Source organism: Marinobacter sp. (assembly GCF_035268745.1).
Lineage (GTDB): Bacteria > Pseudomonadota > Gammaproteobacteria > Pseudomonadales > Oleiphilaceae > Marinobacter.
Genome location: NZ_DATFKH010000165.1, coordinates 1 through 19,208, shown reverse-complemented (window position 1 = coordinate 19,208; position 19,208 = coordinate 1). Strand labels below are relative to the sequence as shown.

Below are 19,208 nucleotides of genomic sequence, written 5' to 3'. Positions count from 1 at the left end.
TCAGCCCCGCTCGTCTTCAGCCAGCACCGGCCGGACTTTCTGGCCCACCGAGACGAATCCGGCGCCCCGGGTGATCAGGCGGATTTCCGGCGGCAGGCCGGTTATCCAGGCACCTTCGTTACTGATACTCAGAAGCCGGACCGTTGTGAACACCACTTCGTTGTCATCATCCACATGGCGAACACCCGGGCGACCATCGTCACCCAGACTCAGGTAGGCGGGGGACATGAACATCGCGTCGACTTCCGGCAGGGCGATACGCAAGGTGGCGCTGCCACCGGCGACCCGTCTGCGATCCGGATTGTCGATAGCGATCTCAACCGCGAAGCTTCGGGTCCGGGGGTTAGCGGCACTGGCAACAAAACGGACCTCGCCTTGCAGAGTGTTGCCGTCGAGTGTTTGAATGCTTACCGGTTGACCCGGAGCCACCTGAGTGACGGATTGCTGAGGGATCTGGCCAACCGCTTTCAGGCGATCAATCTGCACCAGTTCGAACAGCGGCGAACCGACCTGGACCAGGTCACCTTCATCGACTGAGCGCTGGTTGATCGTGCCGGCAAAAGGTGCCGTGGGCCTGAGGTGACGGATTGCAAGCTGGGCCTCGGTCAGTGCCGCTCTCGCCGTTGCCAGCTCGCTTTGCAGTATGAGGATTTCCGACTCCGAGGTCAGCTCCCGCTCGCGCAACCTGCGGGCCGCCGCCATATCAGCCTCGAGTTTGCGCAGCCTTGCCTGCCACCGGGTAACTGCTGCCTGACGGCCATCCTCTGAAAGCTCCGCCATGACCTCACCGGCTTCGACTTCATCACCCAGGCTGACGTTCAGGGATTCAACGGTTCCGGCCACCCGTGCGGCGATGGCAACTGATTGCCAGGGTTCGATCTGGCCCTGCAAAAGCAGGCCGGGCTGATACAGCCGCGCCTGGCGCCGCTCCACCTGAACCGCCGGCAACGCAGCCTCGCTTTCCTGCTGTGGTTCCGGCGCAGCCTGTTGGGCCACCCTCACGTCTCCTGTCGCCATCCACACCACCAGGGCGATGAACAGGAAAAGTGATAACCCGATGGACCCCAGTTTTGCTTTGGTCATGACTCGCTCACGGACAGAAAGGTAAAAAGTGGTTGCAACCGGTTTGAAATACGGGGTAGATTCTACACCTAAACGTTGAACAGATTCAGAGTCGTTGCCCATTTTATGAATCTCATTGCAGCAGTCGTCCTAGTGAAGCTTGTCCTGGTGGTCGTGGTGCCATCCGGGGGCTTTTGGGTGGACAGCCGAGTGAGATAGCAACAACTCGAAAGAACACCAGAGCCCCCGGCACCGAAAGGTCCCGGGGGCTTTTTTTTGCCCTGTAAAAACCAGCGAGAAAGGACAGCAACCCATGAACGGCGCAGAACAGATTCTGGACGCATTCCATCGTTACCATATCGACACGGTTTTCGGCTATCCGGGCGGCTGCATCATGCCGCTGTATGATGCACTGATCGACGACGTCAGTGTGGAACATGTGCTGTGCCGCCACGAACAGGGCTGCGCCCTGGCTGCCGACGGTTATGCCAGGGCCAGCGGCCGGTTGGGGGTGTGCATTGCCACCTCCGGGCCCGGCGCCACCAATCTGATCACCGGCGTTGCCAACGCCCACCGTGATTCCATTCCCATGCTGGTCATCACCGGCCAGGTCCCGGCGGGACTCATCGGCACCGACGCGTTTCAGGAAACCGATGTGCTGGGCATGACCCTGGGCATTGTCAAACACAGTTACCTGGTCACCAGCGCCAGCGAGATTTCCGGTGTCATGGACGAGGCAATCCGGCTGGCAGTTTCCGGCCGCCCTGGCCCGGTGTGGATTGATATTCCCAAGGACGTGCTGTTGCAGAAAACCCCGGCCCGGAGTGCCGCGGAAAGTTCGCCAGAGTCATCCACCCCCGAGGATCTCGGTGAAGCCGTGGCCATGCTGCAGGCTGCCCGGCGCCCCCTGTTATACAGTGGTGGCGGTATCAGTCTTGCCCACTGCGAAGCCAGTTTCCGACGATTCGCCGAGGCTTCCGCCCTGCCGGCAGTGGTTACCCTCAAGGGTATCGGCAATGCCGGCAAACACAACCCGAACAATCTTGGCATGCTGGGAATGCACGGGTCCCGGGCGGCAAACCGTGCCGTTGAGGAATGCGACCTGCTGGTGGTAATCGGTGCCCGCCTGGATGACCGCGCCACCGGCCGGCTGGAAAGCTTTGCCCCCAATGCCCGGGTGATCCATATCGATGCCGATACCGCAGAGATCAACAAGCTGCGCCAGGCAGAACTGTCCTTGCGGGGCGAACTGGGCCGGATTCTGGATGGTCTGAGTGCAGCCCTCAGCGCCCGGCCATTGATGATTGATGAGTGGCGCCACCAGTGCCGGCAATGGCATACCACCGGGGGTTTTTCTGCGGCCGACAACGATGAACCCTTGTCTTCGATCACCGGTCCGGCTTTTGTCCGCCAGTTATCGCGGATTACCTCCGATGACACCGTTATCGCCTGCGACGTTGGCCAGCATCAGATGTGGGTGGCCCAGCACTATGAGTTTGACCATCCCCGCCACCACCTCACCAGCGGTGGTCTGGGCGCCATGGGCTTTGGCCTGCCCGCCGCCATTGGCGCGCAATTCGCTGACCGGCGCAGCACGGTTATCAACGTCACTGGCGATGGTTCCTTGATGATGAATGCCCAGGAACTGGCCACCATCCGCCGCTACCGGCTGCCGGTGAAAATCATCGTTATGGACAATCAGTGCCTGGGTATGGTCCGCCAGCAGCAGGAACTGTTCTACAACAACCGGGAAAGCCAGATCAATCTGGACGACAACCCGGATTTCGTTGCCATGGCCCGGGCTTTCGACATACCGGGCCTGCACATTGAGCGCACCGACCAGATCCGCCGTGGTATCGAGACCATCCTGGCCTTCGACGGCCCCATGCTGCTGCATGTTGCCATCAGCCGCGAGGAAAACGTCTGGCCGATCGTCAAACCGGGCGCCAGCAACCTCGAAATGATTGACGAATCCCAGACCATCAGCCGAACCACTAAGGAACAGACCGCATGAATTCTCAAAGCCCTTGTCCGTCCATCAGTTATAACCTCAACTGCCGAATGGTGTACGAGTCAGCGGCGCTGGAGCGGCTTTGCCAGGTGGTTCGTATTCGCGGGTTTCGCGTGGCGAGAATGGCCGTAGAAAGTGCTGGAGATCAGCTCGATATCCAGCTGACGCTGGAAGGAACCCGGCCCATCGAAATGCTCAAGGCGCAACTGGAGAAACTGCACACAGTGGCAGAGGTGACCCTCTCCCGCGAACCCGCAGGTTTCAGCGAGAGGGCGACTCTGGCATCCGGGTAATCAACAGCCTCAGGTCCGGTCCGGGTGCGCGCTGGCCAGAACATGGGTGAGCGACCTGCAGTCTACCATCGGGTCCGCGCAGTTAACGACAACATCGCCCCGGCTCAGCACGTGGCTCTTGCCGGTAATCATATTCTCCACAACCGGGTGCGGCCCTTCCTGGCGCAGACCCGTGAATTCGCCGACAAACCCGGTTTCCCGCAGTGACACGGTTTCCAGCCGGTCACCGGGACTGATCAGGCCCTCGTGCTGCATCAGGGCAAGACGGGCCGAGGTGCCGGTGCCTGTGGTACTGCGGCAGATTACGCCGGGATGGACATAGGTGGCAGACCGCGAGCGATACGAGTGATCGGATATTTGCCTGACGGGTCCCATGAAATGAAGGAACGGCAACGCCCCGACATCACCCAGGGTATAATGGAAAAATCCGCGCTCCGCCCGGATCGCCTCCACAATTCGATGGGCAATGCCACTGAGCCTGCGCTCCTCATCCAGAGTCAGTGAAAACCCCAGGCTGGCCGCGTCCACAAGCGCGTAGAAACCGCCACTGTAGGCCACGCTGTAGGTTACATCACCGATCTCCGGAACATGGATGGTGGCTCGGTGGGTGTCGATATAACTGGGCAGGCCCCCGCAGGTAATTGACTCCACGACTCCGTCCTGCACGAAAGCGTCTATATGGACCAGACCCGCCGGTGATTCCAGCTTGAAGCTTTGCCAGCCTTCGCGCTTTTCCACAATTCCGCTTTCGATCACAGCAGTGGCCGTGCAGATGGTGTTGGAGCCGGAATAGATCGGATACCCCATCACTTCCATGATGATGTAACCGGCAACCGCCTCGGGATCGGTCGCCGGGACCAGCAAGTCCACGGACATTTCAGGGATGCCATAGGGCTCCTCAAGCAATAATCTCCGAAGGCCGTCAGCCTCATCCCGCAGGTATTCCATCTGGGCGCGCACGGTCGCCCCGGGAAGAGGAAGGATGCCACCGGTCACAATACGGCTTACGTCGCCGCCGGCATGGGTATCCATCAATTGCAATGTCAGTTCAGGCTGCATATTTATTCCTTCAGGGCAAAAGCAGCACCATGCTGTTCCCACTCGGAGTCAGGAACAATCACGATTTTGCCAAGGTAATTGCTGTTGCGGTTGACGAAGTAGCGCTCGGCATCGTGCAGCCGGGAGAGCCGGAAGGCCGCATGCAGTACCGGCCTGAGCTGGCCGCTGCGAATCCAGGCAACAAGCTGTTCGGCTTCCTCCCGGGTGCCATGGGACACACCGAAGATCTGCACCTGATAGAGGTATATCCGGGTCCACATGATTTCGCTGAAATTACCCGCGCTTGCGCCAGCGATGCTCAGGCGCGGATAGCCATCGCGGCTGTTCATATCGAAGATCATGGTGTCAATGAACTGGTCCGTCATTTCGCCACCGGCCAGGTCCATCACTGCATCAATGGGTCGACCGCCGGTCACGGCGCGCACCCGGTCCGTGAAACCGGCCATGTCCGAACGGTCCAGTACCGCTTCTGCGCCCAGTTCCAGCAGCTCGTCGGCCTTGTCCTGCTGACTCAGGGCATAAGGGATGGCGCCCACAATGCGGCACAACTGGATCAGGGCGGTTCCAACACCACCGCTGGCCCCGGTGACGAGTATGTGTTCGCCTGATTTTACCCGGGCAGAGGTCAGCATGTGCAGCGCGGTCTGGTATGAACACATGCCCATGGACGCCAGTTCGGCATCCGCCAGATCCGGGTTTGCAATGTGATGAAACTGGTTTGAGGGAACCGCAATATACTCGGCGTAGCCGCCATCGGCGCCGTGGCCATAGTAGTCCGGCGTCAGATTGATGTCCCGGCGGGCATCGGCATAAAGGTTGAAATCCAGCAGGCCACGCTGGCCAATTCTTGCCTGGTCAACACCCTCACCTGTCGCTACCACATGCCCCACCACATCAGCACCCTGAATCCGGGGAAAGGTCAGCGTGGCTTTGCCGCCCATCTGGAAGGAGGTCACCTCGCCCTTGGCTTTGGTCGGGTAAAGGCCCTCCCGGGCTTTACGGTCGGTATTGTTCTTGGCGGTCGCGGTTACCTTGACCAGCACCTCTCCCGCAGCGGGCCGGGGCACAGGAAAGTCTTCGCTGTATTGCAGTTTTTCGACACCACCGTGGCCGGTAAGCAACATGGCTTTCATTGTTTCGGGGATCATGGGCTTCCTGCTCCTGTTGCTGGTGAATATACGGTCAGGATAACACGAGCACACCCGGTTACCGGGGGGAAGTCCGGGCCTTCTCCTGAATTTTTCTGACCAGAGGAAATACAAACGGATCCGCATAATCAGGCTAATGGGGAGAATGCTTACGCGTTGCAATGCCAGTTCGGCTTTTGTTGTAACACAGAACCCGATACTCTATTGAAAATGGTCCCGGAAGAGCTCAAACATGGCAAGCCACAGGATTGAAATAGATGAAACTTTTGATGCTCCGCGGCAGCAGGTCTTTGCTCTGTTCGCTGATCACCAGAGCTTTGGCAAATTGTTGGGCGTACCGGTCAGGCGCATCCGCGACAGCGATCAGGCGGACCCCAACGGCGTGGGATCGGTTCGCAAGATCGGGCTTGGCCCCTTTGGCGTCGAGCAGACCATCACCAGTTTCGAGCCCGAGACGTTAATCGAGTACACGATCATCAGTCTGAGCCCCCTGAAGAACCACTTCGGGCGTATCCGTTTTGACAGTCCGTCCAAAACCACCACGAGAGTAAACTATTCCGTCTATTTCGAGGATGCGATTCCGTTAAGCGGCAGCCTGGTTCATTCCGTGCTTGATCAGGCGCTGAAAAGAACCATGCGCCGGGTTCGGACCCTGGTCAAATAGGACTGTCACCGCCTGCCGTTGTTGAGTAAAATCGCCGTTTCTGAAAACAGGATTGAGGCAGTAGCATGGGCAGAGCCTACCAGAACCGCAAAGACTCCATGGCGAAGACGGCCGCCGCCAAGACCAAGGTCTACAGCAAATACGGACGGGAAATATACGTCAGCGCGAAATCCGGTGGCCCGGATCCGGATGCAAACCTGTCACTGCGTGGTCTGATCGAGCGGGCCAAGAAAGACCAGGTACCCGCACACGTTATCGAAAAAGCCATTGAAAAAGCCAGAGGCGGCGCCGGGGAAGACTTTTCACCGGCACGATACGAAGGCTTCGGCCCCGGCAACTGCATGGCTATTGTCGACTGCCTGACGGACAACCCGAACCGCACCTTCGGGGATGTCCGCCTTGCTTTCACCAAGACCAACTGCAAAATCGGCACCCAGGGTAGCGTCAGCCATATGTTCGACCACTCTGCCATTCTCGGATTCCCGGGCGAAGACGAAGAGGCAGCACTGGAAGCATTGATGATGGCCGATGTGGATGTGACGGACATTGAGTGCGAAAACGGCATGATCACGGTGTTTGCGCCCCACACCGAATACGCCAAGGCAAAGCAGGCCCTGCAGGATGCCTTTGAAGGGATCGAGTTTGAAGTGGATGACATCCAGTTCCTGCCCCAGACCACCACCAAAATAGAAGGCGAGGACGTGGAGCTGTTCGAAAAATTCATGGACATGCTGAACGACCTGGATGACGTCCAGAATGTCTATCACAACGCTGTCTTTGAAGAGTAATGAACAGCGCACCGGAGTCGGCCCGGCTGGTTATTCTGAAAACCGGAAACACCTTGCCGGCAATACTCGAATCCTTTGGTGACTTCGACCGCTGGTTTCTGAATGGCCTGTCGCAGAAGCTGGAGCGCCAGGTGGTGGAGGTCACCAGCCAGCCCATTCCCGGCGGACCCGATCACTGGGACGGCATTGTAGTCACCGGCTCCCCCGCGATGGTCAGTGACCGTGAACCCTGGAGCGAGGCCACTGCGGCCTGGCTGGCAAAAGCGGTTGACCAGGGCGTGCCGGTACTGGGTGTCTGCTACGGCCACCAGCTGCTGGCCCACGCCCTGGGTGGCAAAGTGGGCTTCCACCCGGACGGGCGTGAATCCGGAACCCATCAGGTCCGTCTCCACGATACCGCCAGCGCCGATCCGCTTTTTGCGGGCATGCCCGGAACCTTCAAGGCGCAGCTCACCCATCGCCAGTCGGTGCTTGAGTTGCCGGCGGATGCGGTTCTGCTGGCCAGTAATGATTTCGAGCGCCATCAGGCATTTCGCGTCGGGCCCTGCGCCTGGGGCGTCCAGTTTCACCCCGAGTTTACCGCCGATGTCATGCGGGCCTATCTCAGCGCCCAGACACCGGACATGCTGAAAGAAGGGCTTTCGCCAGACTCGCTGATAAGCCAGGTTGCAGACGCCCCTTATGCGACCTCCCTGCTGCAGCGTTTCTGTGACATTGTGGTTCAGAGACGCTGATCCGGCTCAGTCAAGAATGTAGGCAGTCTTCTCCATCGCGTTTTCGTCTTCGTCGACAAAGCGGAATTCGTTCCAGCCGATACGCACCGTGTCGTTACTGTTCAGGCGCTGGCGGGTACTGATGCGCAGATCGTTCACGAAAGTGCCGTTGGTGCTGTTGCTATCGGTAATGTAGTAATCCACCGTGCCTTCCAGGTAATCATTGGGAACACACTCAATGACTGCATGAGACCCGCTCACTGAAATTTCATCAATGCGGATATCATTGTCTGCGCGACGACCCACTCTTACTTCAGGCCTGTCGATTTCAAAAGTGGTGACAACCACATGGTCTACCAGTTGCGAAAGTGACGCCATTCCCCTACTCCCTCTCACTCAGTTCGTTGCTAACAGGACGACAGACACATTGTCCTTCGCCTTATTCTCAAGACTCGCCGCAACCAGTGCCTGTGCCGCACCCTGTACCGAGTCGGCCCGTGACAGCAGTGGCGGCCAGGCCGCTTCATCCAGCGCCTCGGTCAGCCCGTCCGAACACAGCAGAAGCTGATCGCCCGGCTCCAGCAGTATCTCACGGAAGGTGGCGATGGCATCCGACGCTCCAAGGGCCCGGGTCAGGACATTGCGGAAGGGCACATTGGGTACGTCATGCTCGCGGATACTGCCGTCCTCAAGCATGTTCTGGACTACCGTATCGTCACGGGTAAGGCAATAAAGCGTGTTGTTCTGCACCCGGTAGCAGCGGGAATCCCCGATATGCGCAACCAGTGCCCGCTGGCCAGACACCCAGGCCAGAACAATGGTGGTGCCCATTTTCACAAGATCCGGTTCCTGCGACTTGCGCAGCCCGATACGCTCGCTGGCAAGATCCAGGGCCGACTGCACCAGCGCCTCCCGCGACCCGTTGCCGGGCTGTTCCTCCAGGGCCGGTACCAGCACTTCCATCACCGTATCCACGGCAATGCGGCTGGCCACCTCGCCGCCCTGGTAGCCGCCCATGCCGTCTGCAACCACCAGCAAGGCCTGGTTCGACGACGACTCAACACACCAGTCAATGGCATCCTGGTTGGCCTTGCGCACGGCGCCGGTATCGGTCTGCCCGGTAACCTGTAATTCCATCAGCTTGTCTCCCTGGCACCGCGCACATCGCGCTGTTCACAGAGGGAAGCCTGGCGCCGCAGGGCCTCGGCCATGGTGGTGGCGCTGGCAAAGCGTTTTTCCGGGTCCTGCTGGATGGCTTTGTTGATCAGCCGCACCACGCCACTGGGAAGATCCTTGTTGAACTCCCGGACACTGCGTGGCCGCCGGTTCAGAATCTGATAGGTCAGTGCGGCCAGGGTATCCCCCTGGTAAGGTGTTTCGCCGGTAACCAGCTTGTACAGGGTAACGCCAAGACTGTAGGTGTCTGATGCACCGGTGACTTTCTGGCCTTTCAACTGCTCCGGCGACATATACAGCGGGCTGCCCATGACGTTGCCCGTGCGGGTCCGGGAATCATCCGATATCTTGGCAATACCGAAATCGGTGATCTTGATGTCACCGCTGTCCGGGTTGTAAATGATATTGCCCGGCTTGATATCGCGATGGATAACATTCCGGGCGTGAGCATAACCAAGGGCATCGGCCACACCGGCCATGATGGTCAGCACGGTCGTCAGCGGCAGCAAGTGGTCGGCCTTGCCAAATTCGCTCAGCGGTCGGCCATGGGCATAGTCCATGGCAATGAACGCCAGATCGGCCTCTTCCCCGACATCATAGACAGTGACAATGGCAGGATGGTTGAGGCGCCCGGCAGCCTCTGCCTCGCGAAAAAACCGCGATTTCAGGTCGCTGAGCTCGGCAGCGTCAAACGCCTCGTAACTGAGGGTCTTGATCGCCACCGTACGGGCAATTTTCGGATCCCGGCCCAGATAAACCACACCCATGGCCCCGCGGCCGATTTCCCGTTCTATCTCATAGCGGCCCAGCGTGGGGCGGCTGACATTCTGCTGCGGCATCACCAGGGTGCGGGTGCTGTCAAATCCGCCGCTGGCGCTGGCGGCATTACCTGCGAGTGACTCCAGAGCAGCCAGACGTTTTTCCGCATCCCGATAGTGACGTCGGCTGGCCACAATCTGACGAAACGTCTCGCAGGCCTTGTCATACTGGCGTTTGCGTTCCTGGGCAATGGCAATATCATACTGTAGTTCCAGGGTCTGTTCGTCCGCTGGGCAGGCGGCCAGAACCTCGAACGCCTCGTCCAGCTCACCCTGGCGCAACAGCAGTTTGCCGAGCCGGTGGCGAGCGTCCCTTACATTTTGGGTCAGCGCTACAATGGTCCGGTTGGGCTGAAGCCAGAACAGCATCACCAGATAGCCGGCCAGCAAAAGCATGATGACTTTACCCACCGGTAACCAGATGCCCTGATAGAACATCAGTACCGCCTGAACGACCACCAGCGCCAGGGTTATCAGCAGAACGAAAGGAAGTGCCATGGCACCACCAAGACGCGGCACCGCCAGGATCAGGAAGATGGCGGTTGCCATCAGCCCGCCGCGAAGGACGGCTGACGCCCAGCCGGGCTCGGTCAGACCCCGGGCCTCAATAGCAGCCTGAAGGGCCTCGGGGCTGCTGACTGAAAGCGGGAGCCCTCCCGGGACCCCGGACCCATCACCCGTCAGGCTGAACACCAGACGGTCAATAAAGCCCAGTGCCAGCAACCCGTCGTCGGCGAAGGCAACCATCACCGCAGCGACTACAATAAGCAGGCGAAGACTGAATATCCTATGAAAAACAAAGCCCAACGAGTTCACGACAGTCCGGATTGAAGTTACGTAATAACTCAGTCTAGAAACTGTCACGCCCTGGCGATAGATTGCATGGCGGTATTTTTTGTAAGTGTTTGTTCAGTTGTGAACTCCGGCTTTCCGTATACTGGCTGGCTGAAACGGACACTGGCGAGCAACCGGGAATTCCACAATGATTATCAAGTTACTGCTGGTACTTGTTTTGCTGTCGGTCGCCGGCACCAGCCTCTACCACTCATTCAAACCCTTACCGGCGGGCATTGCCTATCAGGGCAATGTGCATCCCTTGTCAGATGCACGGTTGCTGACTGACCGCACCTATCATGTCGGGGACAAGACCCCGCGCCTTGACCAGGAAATCTTTGACGAAGTGCTGGCGATGATAGCCGCTGCCCGGAAATTCATCCTGGTGGACATGTTCCTTTTCAACAGTACCGAGGCCCAGGTCCGGAATGCACGGCCACTGGCGCGGCAACTGACCGACGCACTGATAAAGCAGCGTACGGCCTATCCGGAGCTGGAGCTGATTGTGATCTCCGACCCGATCAATACCCTGTATGGCGGTACCGGCTCGGAGCATTTCCAGCAACTGGAGGCGGCAGGTATACCGGTGATCCAGACCAGGCTGACACCCCTGCGGGACAGTAATCCCCTGTGGTCAGGTTTCTGGCGCCTGTGCTGCCAGTGGCTCGGCAATTCCGCGCAATCGGGCTGGCTGCCCAACCCCATTGGCGGGCAATCCGTCACCCTGCGAAGCTACCTCAGCCTGCTGAATTTCAAGGCCAACCACCGCAAAGTTCTGGTCACCGATGCCGGTAACAGTTACCGGGCGCTGGTCACCTCGGCGAATCCGCACGATGGCAGCAGCCATCACAGTAACATCGGACTCCGTTTCGGCGGGCCAGCGGTGGCAGACCTGTTAACAAGTGAACGTGCCGTGCTTGTCATGTCCGGTGCCAGCACCAGGGCGGTAGACGTTGCGCTGGGGCAGATCAGTGAGACCGCGCCCAATGAAAATGCACGGATTCAGGTGCTGACCGAATCCGCCATTCGCGAAGCTGCTCTGGAGACAATCACCACCACCGAACAGGGCGACCAGATCAGGCTGGCGATATTTTACCTGTCACACCGGGACATTATGGAAGCGCTGATCAACGCCAGCCGTCGGGGGGTTGATATACGGGTGTTACTGGATGCCAACCGCGATGCCTTCGGCCGCGAGAAAGGCGGCGTTCCCAACCGTCAGGCCGCCATGGAGCTGAACAACAACGGGGTGGCCGTGCGCTGGTGCAACACCCACGGGGAACAATGTCACAGCAAGCTTCTGCTGAGACAGGACACCGACGGTCGGGCCCGGATACTGCTGGGTTCGGCCAATTTTACCCGCCGCAACCTGGACGATCTGAATCTGGAATCCGATGTGCTCGTGTTTGCTGACCGGGACCACCCCACCATTCGCAAAGCGGAGCTGTTCTTCAGCGAGCAGTGGACCAGCGGGCCGGGCAGCGAGACGGTCATGAGCCTGCCCTACCAGGCCCGGGCAGACCATTCAAAGCTCCGTTACTGGCAATACCGGTTTATGGAAGCCACCGGGCTCTCCACATTCTGAATCAGGTTCCGGGCTTGTCGGTGATGGGCCTGTTGACCGCCTTACTGATAATGGCGACATCCTTGGCGGGAACGTCCAGGTGCCAGCCATGATGATCAGCCAGCCATTGCAGCGTTGCCTGTCGGTAAAAGACCACGTGGGTGGGGTCCCGCCGGTAATGCCAGTTGGCAAAACGGCTATCGTCAGTCTGGAAGCAGGTCATTACACCCAGGTATCCGCCCGGTTTCAGCAATGAATCCAGTTGCCGTAACACGGCGGCCGGGTGATAGAGATGCTCCATGACTTCCGTACAGGTAATGAAGTCGTAGGGTTTATCAAGCGCCGCCCTGTCGGGATGGAACAACGGATCATAGACCGTCATCTGCATGCCGGCCTCTTCCAGCATGCGCGCCAACGCCGGTCCCGGGCCGCATCCGAAATCAAGGCCAACGCTACCGGCACTCAGCCGCTTTAACAGGGGCTCCGCGAGACGGGACAGAAACCGGCGGTAACCCGGGTCGCCGGGGTCATTGTGGTGAAGGGCATAAACGGCTTTTTCGTCGGCCAACCCGAGTCTGCATTCAGCGGCCATCAGCGTGGCCAGACACACCGGACAACGGTAATAAAGGGTTGCCCCGACTACCTGGAATCGTTCCGGCTCGCCCTGCTCACAGACCGGACAGGGTTCCGTCACAGCGCCCCCACCAGAACAGCCAGCAGCACAGCAACAGCAACCAGAAAACCCACCGCATAGCGCTGGACCCGGTTCCCGGAATCAGGCACCGGCAGGTGCCCCGGGCGGTTGTCTTCATACTCTTTAACCAGTTCCCGTGCCCGGGGGTAGTCGTCATCCTCGACATGGACATTGGTAAAACCGGCAGCGCCGATCTCACCCATGGCTCCCTGCAGGTAATGACCCCCGACATGGGATTCAATTCCCTCGGCATGCAGCATTCCCGACACAATGTGGGCTTCGGCTATATCGCGGGCGCGGTAGGCAATCAGCATGTCAGGGCTCCTGTGATCAGACCTTCACCTTGCCCCGCAGGGCCTTGGTCTTGCCCTTCTGGGTCTTGTAATCCATGCGGCGCCGCTGGGAACCTTTGGTCGGGCGGGTCGGACGTCTGGCTTTCTGCATCCGCACGGCACTCTGGATCAGCTCTTTCAGGCGTTCCAGGGCATCCTCCCGGTTCAGTTCCTGGGTACGGAATTTCTGGGCCTTGATGACCACCACGCCTTCCTTGCTGATGCGCTGATCCGACAGTCGCATCAGCCGTTCCTTATAAAAAGGAGGAAGACTTGAATTCTGGATGTCAAAGCGCAGATGAATGGCCGACGCCACCTTGTTGACGTTCTGCCCTCCGGCTCCCTGAGCACGGATCTGCGTCAGCTCGATTTCCCAGTCGCCAAGCGTGACGGCATCAGAAATTCGCAACATACGTTAAATCCACTGTTATTAATCCGTGCGTTAGTAAGCGAACAGGTCTTTGCAAAACACGCTGTTAATACTTCCCTGTACGCTCGGGCTCCGCCATCCCTGGCTCCGCACGGTGTTGCAAAGACCTGTTCGCTTACTTTTTTACTTATCAGTAACCTGAATCCCTACTCTATAGATCTGGGCCTAAGCCTGCCAGAACACCCTTCCCTGCCATCATCAACCGGACAGTTTCTTAAGCTCTGGCATAGTGAATAAACACTGATAATTCAGTCATCGGACGGCTGGTTACCCCAGATTCGGGCTACCGCGCTGTCACTGCCCAGTGTGGCAACTACCGCACAGACCAGACTGATCAGCGAGAAAACAACAACCGGAAAGAGGCCACCGATGGTTCCCGTTACCATCACGAAAAACAGCGTCGCCATGGACAGGACAAAAAACAGGAAACCGACGGCAAACAGGATTTTCCGGTGGGATGGGCGATAGCCTTCGGCACTACCCTGCTGTCCTTGTTTTTCGAAAAAACACAGAATGGGCCAGAATATTTTCCTGAAAATGTCTTTGCTCACGAACTGCCTCTCAGCCTAATGAACCCCGAACCAGTGCGGATATCGCCGCAGACTATACAACGCAATCATATCGTAAACACCATGCCAGACCATCACCAGCAGCAGACTGCCGGTCAGCCAGTAGACTACGCCCAGAACCAGTCCGAGTGCGGTGGCGATGACAAAGTAGGTAAACGAAAGGTAGTGAACCAGTCCGAACAGCACAGCGGCCGCCGCAATTGCCAATGCATCGTTCAGGTGCCAGACAAGCCAGCCCTGCAGGGCGCCCCGGAACAGAAGCTCCTCACCCACCCCTGCCAGTGCTGCCAGTGAAATCAGAACCGGCCAGGAATAATCGGTGGCAAAGCGGTGCAGTTTCTCCATCTGGCCCTGCCAGGAATCACCGGACAGGGCCGGAATCCGGGTCAGCAACATGATCACGCCGTAGGTTGCCAGGCTGCCAGCAAGCCCCCAGAATATGGCAGCTCCGGCGCTCATTCCGTCATTGTGGACCGGAATTCCGACCACCAGGATAGCCACCAGGCCCACCACACCAATAGCACCCTGGAACAGCAGCGCCGCACGGGGCGAAACCTTGGGGTCCTCTGCAGCTCCGGTCACTCGGTTACCTCACTGATCAATCCGTCCGCGCTCTTCATCGGAACCGCTTACCATGGCAACTCTTCGCCATTGCTGTGCCAGAAAGAACCGGTGTTTGCCAGCGTCAAGCCGTCAATTCTCGCAGCCAGTCCTTTCGCGGCTTCCTGCGGGGTAATCAGCCCGCCGAAATTCACCATCCGGGTCTGAACGTACCCCGGATGCAACTGCGCCACGGCAATACCCCTGGGCCTGAGATCCATGGCAAGGGACCTGCCAAAGGCATTGAGTGCGGCCTTCGAGGCCCGGTAACCGTAGCGCCCGCCGGAATCGTTGTCAGCAATAGAGCCCATGCGGCTGGTGATATTGACGATTTTACCGCCTTCCGGAATCTGTGACACAAGTGCCTCAGCCACCCGCAGCGGCGCGTAGGCATTGATTTCCATCTGCGTGCGGATGGAATCGAAGTCAATGCTGCCAAGTTTTTCGTCCTGCAGGAGCCCGGCGTTGTTGATCAGCAGATCAATGGTTGTGTCCCCCAGGCGGTCGACCAGTGTCCGCACATCCGCCTCGCTGGTAACGTCGATTCCGTCAATCACGGAACGGGCAACGGCATCAAGCTCTGCGGAGCTTTCACGGCAAACCCCGATAATGGAATAATCCTGGCTCGCAAAGTGCCTGGCCAGTTCAAGCCCTATCCCGCGATTGGCTCCGGTGATTACAGCTGTTTTTTGTGTCGGCATGATGTTCCGCATCCTCTGAATGTTGGTGACTGCAGGTTCTTTCGCGTTTCCCACTATGGCGACGACCGCACTGAATTAAAACAATGGCCGGTTCAGCCCGCAGCAACCGGAAACCCGGAAACCTCTGAACAAGGCCTGAATAACCAGACCATTGGCCTTACGGCATATAATCGCTATCCTGTCTGCATTTCCTGGCTGAATAAAAAGGTTAATCACGTTTGAGCCTATCCCCTGACCCTGCCCTGGACAAGGCGGCAATTCAGTTTGATGCCGCTATTGCCGAATTCGCTCGCGCCCGCCGTTCGGACAACAAGGCCTCAAGCATCGACCTGCTGGAACTTGCCCGCCAGTTAATGACCATGCCAGGCGGCTTTGATGTGCTTTACCACCGGGTGCGTGCCCTTGAGGCGGCCGGCATCTTCGGCACCAGCGACTGGGCCCAGCCGGCGTTGCTCAAACCGGTGCTGGCCAAGCAGTCCCTCCGGTCTGCCGGCGAGGTGACGGCAATCGTGGAAGCCATCAGCGAGCTTCGTATGCTCGCTGTGGTGCGCGGCGACTATTTCCACCCGGGGATTTCGGCCGAGCAGGCCTCGCACTTTCTGACCCAGGTCATGGCTCTGAACCTAGACCTGCTTTCCGGCACCCTGTCCGAGGCTGACCGCGAGCGGCCAAAACAGCTTGGCGTGATCGTTGAGTCACTCTATCAGTACCTGGTACGCCACCTGGGTTATGCCAGCCTGCTGGATAGCCTGGTGGAGGAGGTCTGGCGTCTGCTTGATCAGCGCCCGGTCCAGGTTGACGGCATTCGCGAAATGATCGGCCAGATTGCCACCTGCCTGTACGACCCTGCACTGGACACCTCCGGCAATGACAACGCGACCCGACTGGTCCGCACGCTCTTTGCGCCGACACCGGGAAGCAGGGAAGACCCCGGCATTAAAGTGTACCGTGGGCGCCTGGAATACATGGACGATGCGGCGCTGGCCAAGGAAGCGTCGTCCTTCGCCTATCACATGCACGACACTGGCCTGGCATCGCCCTATCATGCGGTGTTCATGCGTTATTTACGGCAAACAGGCAAGAACGAACTGCTTCCGGAGGCGCTTGGTCTGACAATGACCGGTCGCGATGACCTGTTGTGCTACAGCGAACTGGTCAAAAAACTTATTGATGAAGCCATCTTCCCCGAAACCTGCCAGGCCGTTTATGGCCTGGCGATGATGCTGGAGCGTGGCAGCCTGTTTACGCCAGCGGTCGCTCAGGCGCTCTGGCGCCAGATTGAACTCCGCGTCTCCGACGACAATCGCGAGCTGATCCGCGATGTGTTCGGCGACGCCCACCGCCCCCGGGTCTTTCTGCTGGCCGGGGTGCTCAACCTGCTGGGGCAGCCTCTGGGCGTGGGTCAGGGCAACAACCCCAGTTGCCAGTCTGCCATCGGCCTGTGCCTGTGGGCAGATCATGAAGCGGACTACCTGCTGCAGCTTCTGGCATGGGCAGCCAGGGATAACGAAATCCTGATTCGATTCGAAGGTGACGAGGTATCGTCAAAAAATCTTGAGGACGGGCTGGTGACCGAGAAACCGGTCGATGTCGATCCGGTATCGCTGATCCTGATTCCCCACCTCGACCGTATTTACGGGGAGATGTGGCGCCGGTGCCTGGACCGCGACGACGACGCCCATCGCTGGATCAACCCGGAGTTTTACGGCTGGTGGGTCAACCACACATTCAAAGTGGTTGCCGATGTCGCTACCGGTGAGATCTCGGACTATGAGGGTTTTATCCGCCATTTTTATGCCAGCTATCACCCATTCTACAATGACCAGATGCCTCTGATTCACCCGCAACCGGCGGGTATTGCAGTGACCGACAGTGCTGCCCGCTTTGTGGGGCGCCATGCCATCGTCATCAGAAGGGTATGCCTGAGTCCCGACAACCAGATGCGGGTGTATTTCTTTAATCCCAACAACGACAGTGGTCAGGACTGGGGCCAGGGAATCAACTGTTCAACGCGGGGTAAAGGAGAAATCCGCGGCGAGGCTTCCCTGCCCATTGCAGAATTTGCCTCCCGGCTCTATGCGTTCCACTTCGACAAGCTGGAGCTGGGTGACATTGATGCCGTGCCAGAGGACGAAATCCGGCGGGTCTCGGAAATGGCCTTTGAAAGCTGGGCAGCGGATGAAATAGAAGCCGAGGAAGCAGAACGAACCGATGAAACCTGAATCGACGGTGCCGCATCCGCCGGCCTGAACCTGCGTCGGCCACTGCGCCCGGGTAGACACCGGATCAGTGATGCATTTCACCCACAGACCTGACCCGGACTTTGATATTCACCGCCTCGGCACCGTCAAAAAATACCGTCATGGCTATGCTCTCGTTGCTGACCAGGCCACGATCCAGCTCTTCCAGCATGAAGTGATAGCCGCGGGGCTGGAGGGAGACCGTCGCGCCCGCCGGAATCGACAGGCCGCCCTCCACCAACTTCATGGTCACCAGGTCGCCTTCGGTCTTGCTCTGATGAAGAGATACATCTCTGGCCTTGTTCGTGGCCGCTCCAGTCAGGGTCACAGGGCTTTTACCGTTATTGGTAATGTCCATATAAGCGACGGCTCTGGAAACTCCAGGGGGCGTCTCGCGGCTCCAGGGATCGCTAATGGAAATGGGACCCTCGGTGAAGGTGTCGGCCGCAACCACACCTGAACCAGATGTCATCAACATTGCCGTGATCATCAAGAAAATCGTCTTCATGGAACCTCGCTGTTTTGCATCAAAGCTGAATCGGAGTTTGTTCATGGCCATCAGAGGGCTTCAAGGAGCGCGCCCGGAAAGCGGGATACCTCACCGCCAGACGCTGCACTTTAGTCAAAGGTAAGCGACAATGGCAATGCTGATCGAACCGCCGGTTTTCCCGGAAAGGAACTTTACCGCTTAGCGGCTGACTACAGAGTAATTTCAGGGCCTTCAACCCGAGAAGCCGACGCCCTGAAATATTCGTATAAACACCCTGCGAATTCATCGCACAGGAGCTGAGTAATGAACGTAATGTCAGTGCTTAACCAGGTAATGAAACAGGCCCAGGGCGGCAGCTCCACGAGTGGCGCAATGGACGTCAACAAAATGATGAGCAGCCTCGGCAGCCAGTTCAAAACCGGACAGGGCTCCGGTTCGGGCATTGATGTGAAAAGTCTGCTGGGCGGTGGCGCCCTGGGGGCGATGCTGGGGTCAAAACGCGGCCGTAAAATGGGTGGAAAAGCCCTGAAATACGGGGCCCTCGCCGGCGTAGGTGTGCTGGCCTGGAAGGCCTATCAGAATTACCAGTCAGACACCCGTAGCACCTTACAGCCTGCGCCGAACCAGCAGGGCCAGCCGCTGGAACAGCTTCAGGGGCAGGCCCAGGAACAACGGGGGCTGGAGATATTGCAGGCCATGATCATGGCCGCCCGGGCCGATGGCCACATTGACGCCAACGAGCGTGCCCTGCTGACCCAGGAAATCGAGAAACTGGGCCCTGACGACGAACTCCACGCCTGGATCCAACAGCAGTTTGACGCCCCACTGGACGCCGAAGCTCTGGCCCGGACCGCAGATTCTCCGCAGGCGAGCCGGGAAATCTACCTGGTCAGCGCAGTGATGATTGACGAACAGAACAGTATGGAAAGGGCGTGGCTGGACCAGCTTGCCTCGGCACTTGACATCGACGCCGCCATGGCCAGAGAGCTGGACCAGCAGATTCAGGTGGCTATGAACCAGGC

At 58.7% G+C, this 19,208-nt stretch carries 21 protein-coding genes; 8 read left to right on the top strand and 13 right to left on the bottom strand.

Going from position 1 to position 19,208, the window contains the following annotated elements:
• Positions 1-1,083: an efflux RND transporter periplasmic adaptor subunit gene (locus VJ956_RS12245; protein WP_324085327.1), complete on the bottom strand. Its 1,083-nt coding sequence runs from the start codon at positions 1,081-1,083 to the stop codon at positions 1-3.
• A gap of 292 nt (positions 1,084-1,375) precedes the next feature.
• On the opposite strand from VJ956_RS12245, the gene ilvG reads away from it, so the two are divergent.
• Both ilvG and VJ956_RS12235 read left to right on the top strand, forming a co-directional pair.
• Positions 1,376-3,076: an acetolactate synthase 2 catalytic subunit gene (gene ilvG, locus VJ956_RS12240; protein ID WP_324085326.1), complete on the top strand. Its 1,701-nt coding sequence runs from the start codon at positions 1,376-1,378 to the stop codon at positions 3,074-3,076.
• Positions 3,073-3,366: an ACT domain-containing protein gene (locus VJ956_RS12235; RefSeq protein ID WP_324085325.1), complete on the top strand. Its 294-nt coding sequence runs from the start codon at positions 3,073-3,075 to the stop codon at positions 3,364-3,366. The genes ilvG and VJ956_RS12235 overlap by 4 nt, the downstream gene beginning before the upstream one ends.
• A gap of 9 nt (positions 3,367-3,375) precedes the next feature.
• Here the strand turns inward: VJ956_RS12235 and VJ956_RS12230 are convergent, their stop codons facing one another.
• Entirely contained in the window at positions 3,376-4,425 is a 1,050-nt protein-coding gene (locus tag VJ956_RS12230) for a proline racemase family protein (protein ID WP_324085324.1), read from the bottom strand.
• A 2-nt stretch (positions 4,426-4,427) separates the two neighbouring features.
• Complete coding sequence (locus VJ956_RS12225) at positions 4,428-5,573, bottom strand: zinc-binding dehydrogenase (RefSeq protein ID WP_324085323.1); 1,146 nt, start codon at positions 5,571-5,573, stop codon at positions 4,428-4,430.
• Between the two features lie 232 nt (positions 5,574-5,805).
• Between VJ956_RS12225 and VJ956_RS12220 the strand changes: the two genes are divergently transcribed.
• The 3 genes from VJ956_RS12220 (at position 5,806) to VJ956_RS12210 (ending at position 7,759) form a co-directional block, all read left to right on the top strand.
• Positions 5,806-6,237 (top strand): SRPBCC family protein, encoded by a 432-nt coding sequence (locus tag VJ956_RS12220; RefSeq protein WP_324085322.1) that lies wholly within the window; start codon positions 5,806-5,808, stop codon positions 6,235-6,237.
• A 65-nt stretch (positions 6,238-6,302) separates the two neighbouring features.
• Positions 6,303-7,025, top strand: coding sequence for a YebC/PmpR family DNA-binding transcriptional regulator (locus VJ956_RS12215; protein WP_324085321.1), 723 nt, complete (start codon positions 6,303-6,305; stop codon positions 7,023-7,025).
• Positions 7,025-7,759: a glutamine amidotransferase gene (locus VJ956_RS12210; protein WP_324085320.1), complete on the top strand. Its 735-nt coding sequence runs from the start codon at positions 7,025-7,027 to the stop codon at positions 7,757-7,759. Before VJ956_RS12215 ends, VJ956_RS12210 begins: the two co-directional genes overlap by 1 nt.
• A gap of 6 nt (positions 7,760-7,765) precedes the next feature.
• On the opposite strand, the gene VJ956_RS12205 is transcribed toward VJ956_RS12210, so the two are convergent.
• From VJ956_RS12205 to VJ956_RS12195, 3 genes are read right to left on the bottom strand one after another with little or no spacing between them, the layout of a single operon-like run.
• The gene (locus VJ956_RS12205) at positions 7,766-8,116 is read right to left on the bottom strand and encodes an FHA domain-containing protein (RefSeq protein ID WP_324085318.1); all 351 of its coding nucleotides are present in this window, start codon (positions 8,114-8,116) and stop codon (positions 7,766-7,768) included.
• Between the two features lie 18 nt (positions 8,117-8,134).
• Positions 8,135-8,875, bottom strand: coding sequence for a PP2C family protein-serine/threonine phosphatase (locus VJ956_RS12200; protein WP_324085316.1), 741 nt, complete (start codon positions 8,873-8,875; stop codon positions 8,135-8,137).
• On the bottom strand, positions 8,875-10,548 hold the full coding sequence (locus tag VJ956_RS12195; RefSeq protein ID WP_324085314.1) for a protein kinase domain-containing protein: 1,674 nt from the start codon (positions 10,546-10,548) through the stop codon (positions 8,875-8,877). The genes VJ956_RS12200 and VJ956_RS12195 overlap by 1 nt, the downstream gene beginning before the upstream one ends.
• A gap of 166 nt (positions 10,549-10,714) precedes the next feature.
• Here VJ956_RS12195 and VJ956_RS12190 point away from each other — a divergent pair, with 166 nt between their 5' ends.
• On the top strand, positions 10,715-12,151 hold the full coding sequence (locus tag VJ956_RS12190) for a phospholipase D family protein (protein WP_324085312.1): 1,437 nt from the start codon (positions 10,715-10,717) through the stop codon (positions 12,149-12,151).
• 1 nt (position 12,152) lies between these two features.
• Here VJ956_RS12190 and VJ956_RS12185 read toward each other — a convergent pair whose 3' ends face one another.
• The 6 genes from VJ956_RS12185 to VJ956_RS12160 form a co-directional block, all read right to left on the bottom strand.
• Positions 12,153-12,824 carry a class I SAM-dependent methyltransferase gene (locus VJ956_RS12185; protein WP_324085310.1) on the bottom strand — a complete coding sequence of 224 codons (672 nt, stop codon included), beginning with the start codon at positions 12,822-12,824 and terminating at the stop codon, positions 12,153-12,155.
• Positions 12,821-13,138, bottom strand: coding sequence for a DUF2007 domain-containing protein (locus VJ956_RS12180; RefSeq protein WP_324085308.1), 318 nt, complete (start codon positions 13,136-13,138; stop codon positions 12,821-12,823). The genes VJ956_RS12185 and VJ956_RS12180 overlap by 4 nt, the downstream gene beginning before the upstream one ends.
• 16 nt (positions 13,139-13,154) lie before the next feature.
• Positions 13,155-13,568, bottom strand: coding sequence for an alternative ribosome rescue aminoacyl-tRNA hydrolase ArfB (gene arfB / locus VJ956_RS12175; RefSeq protein ID WP_324085306.1), 414 nt, complete (start codon positions 13,566-13,568; stop codon positions 13,155-13,157).
• Positions 13,569-13,834: 266 nt separating this feature from the next.
• Positions 13,835-14,137, bottom strand: coding sequence for a hypothetical protein (locus VJ956_RS12170; RefSeq protein ID WP_324085304.1), 303 nt, complete (start codon positions 14,135-14,137; stop codon positions 13,835-13,837).
• A 15-nt stretch (positions 14,138-14,152) separates the two neighbouring features.
• Positions 14,153-14,737 carry a CPBP family intramembrane glutamic endopeptidase gene (locus tag VJ956_RS12165; RefSeq protein ID WP_324085303.1) on the bottom strand — a complete coding sequence of 195 codons (585 nt, stop codon included), beginning with the start codon at positions 14,735-14,737 and terminating at the stop codon, positions 14,153-14,155.
• 47 nt (positions 14,738-14,784) lie between these two features.
• On the bottom strand, positions 14,785-15,456 hold the full coding sequence (locus VJ956_RS12160; protein ID WP_324085301.1) for an SDR family oxidoreductase: 672 nt from the start codon (positions 15,454-15,456) through the stop codon (positions 14,785-14,787).
• Between the two features lie 218 nt (positions 15,457-15,674).
• Between VJ956_RS12160 and VJ956_RS12155 the strand changes: the two genes are divergently transcribed.
• Complete coding sequence (locus VJ956_RS12155) at positions 15,675-17,678, top strand: hypothetical protein (RefSeq protein WP_324085299.1); 2,004 nt, start codon at positions 15,675-15,677, stop codon at positions 17,676-17,678.
• A gap of 64 nt (positions 17,679-17,742) precedes the next feature.
• Here VJ956_RS12155 and VJ956_RS12150 read toward each other — a convergent pair whose 3' ends face one another.
• Entirely contained in the window at positions 17,743-18,168 is a 426-nt protein-coding gene (locus tag VJ956_RS12150; RefSeq protein ID WP_324085296.1) for a copper chaperone PCu(A)C, read from the bottom strand.
• A gap of 321 nt (positions 18,169-18,489) precedes the next feature.
• Here VJ956_RS12150 and VJ956_RS12145 point away from each other — a divergent pair.
• A partial coding sequence (locus VJ956_RS12145) for a tellurite resistance TerB family protein (RefSeq protein ID WP_324085294.1) occupies positions 18,490-19,208 on the top strand: 719 nt, incomplete at its 3' end.

What these genes read in the sequence shown, in the direction of transcription:
- VJ956_RS12180 (WP_324085308.1), bottom strand. Translation starts at nt 13,138, where the DNA reads ATGCTGATTGCCTACCGCGCCCGCGATATAGCCGAAGCCCACATTGTG.
- VJ956_RS12205 (WP_324085318.1), bottom strand. Translation starts at nt 8,116, where the DNA reads ATGGCGTCACTTTCGCAACTGGTAGACCATGTGGTTGTCACCACTTTT.
- VJ956_RS12220 (WP_324085322.1), top strand. Translation starts at nt 5,806, where the DNA reads ATGGCAAGCCACAGGATTGAAATAGATGAAACTTTTGATGCTCCGCGG.
- VJ956_RS12215 (WP_324085321.1), top strand. Translation starts at nt 6,303, where the DNA reads ATGGGCAGAGCCTACCAGAACCGCAAAGACTCCATGGCGAAGACGGCC.
- VJ956_RS12245 (WP_324085327.1), bottom strand. Translation starts at nt 1,083, where the DNA reads ATGACCAAAGCAAAACTGGGGTCCATCGGGTTATCACTTTTCCTGTTC.
- VJ956_RS12200 (WP_324085316.1), bottom strand. Translation starts at nt 8,875, where the DNA reads ATGGAATTACAGGTTACCGGGCAGACCGATACCGGCGCCGTGCGCAAG.
- VJ956_RS12210 (WP_324085320.1), top strand. Translation starts at nt 7,025, where the DNA reads ATGAACAGCGCACCGGAGTCGGCCCGGCTGGTTATTCTGAAAACCGGA.
- VJ956_RS12160 (WP_324085301.1), bottom strand. Translation starts at nt 15,456, where the DNA reads ATGCCGACACAAAAAACAGCTGTAATCACCGGAGCCAATCGCGGGATA.
- VJ956_RS12225 (WP_324085323.1), bottom strand. Translation starts at nt 5,573, where the DNA reads ATGATCCCCGAAACAATGAAAGCCATGTTGCTTACCGGCCACGGTGGT.
- ilvG (WP_324085326.1), top strand. Translation starts at nt 1,376, where the DNA reads ATGAACGGCGCAGAACAGATTCTGGACGCATTCCATCGTTACCATATC.
- arfB (WP_324085306.1), bottom strand. Translation starts at nt 13,568, where the DNA reads ATGTTGCGAATTTCTGATGCCGTCACGCTTGGCGACTGGGAAATCGAG.
- VJ956_RS12235 (WP_324085325.1), top strand. Translation starts at nt 3,073, where the DNA reads ATGAATTCTCAAAGCCCTTGTCCGTCCATCAGTTATAACCTCAACTGC.
- VJ956_RS12230 (WP_324085324.1), bottom strand. Translation starts at nt 4,425, where the DNA reads ATGCAGCCTGAACTGACATTGCAATTGATGGATACCCATGCCGGCGGC.
- VJ956_RS12190 (WP_324085312.1), top strand. Translation starts at nt 10,715, where the DNA reads ATGATTATCAAGTTACTGCTGGTACTTGTTTTGCTGTCGGTCGCCGGC.
- VJ956_RS12150 (WP_324085296.1), bottom strand. Translation starts at nt 18,168, where the DNA reads ATGACATCTGGTTCAGGTGTGGTTGCGGCCGACACCTTCACCGAGGGT.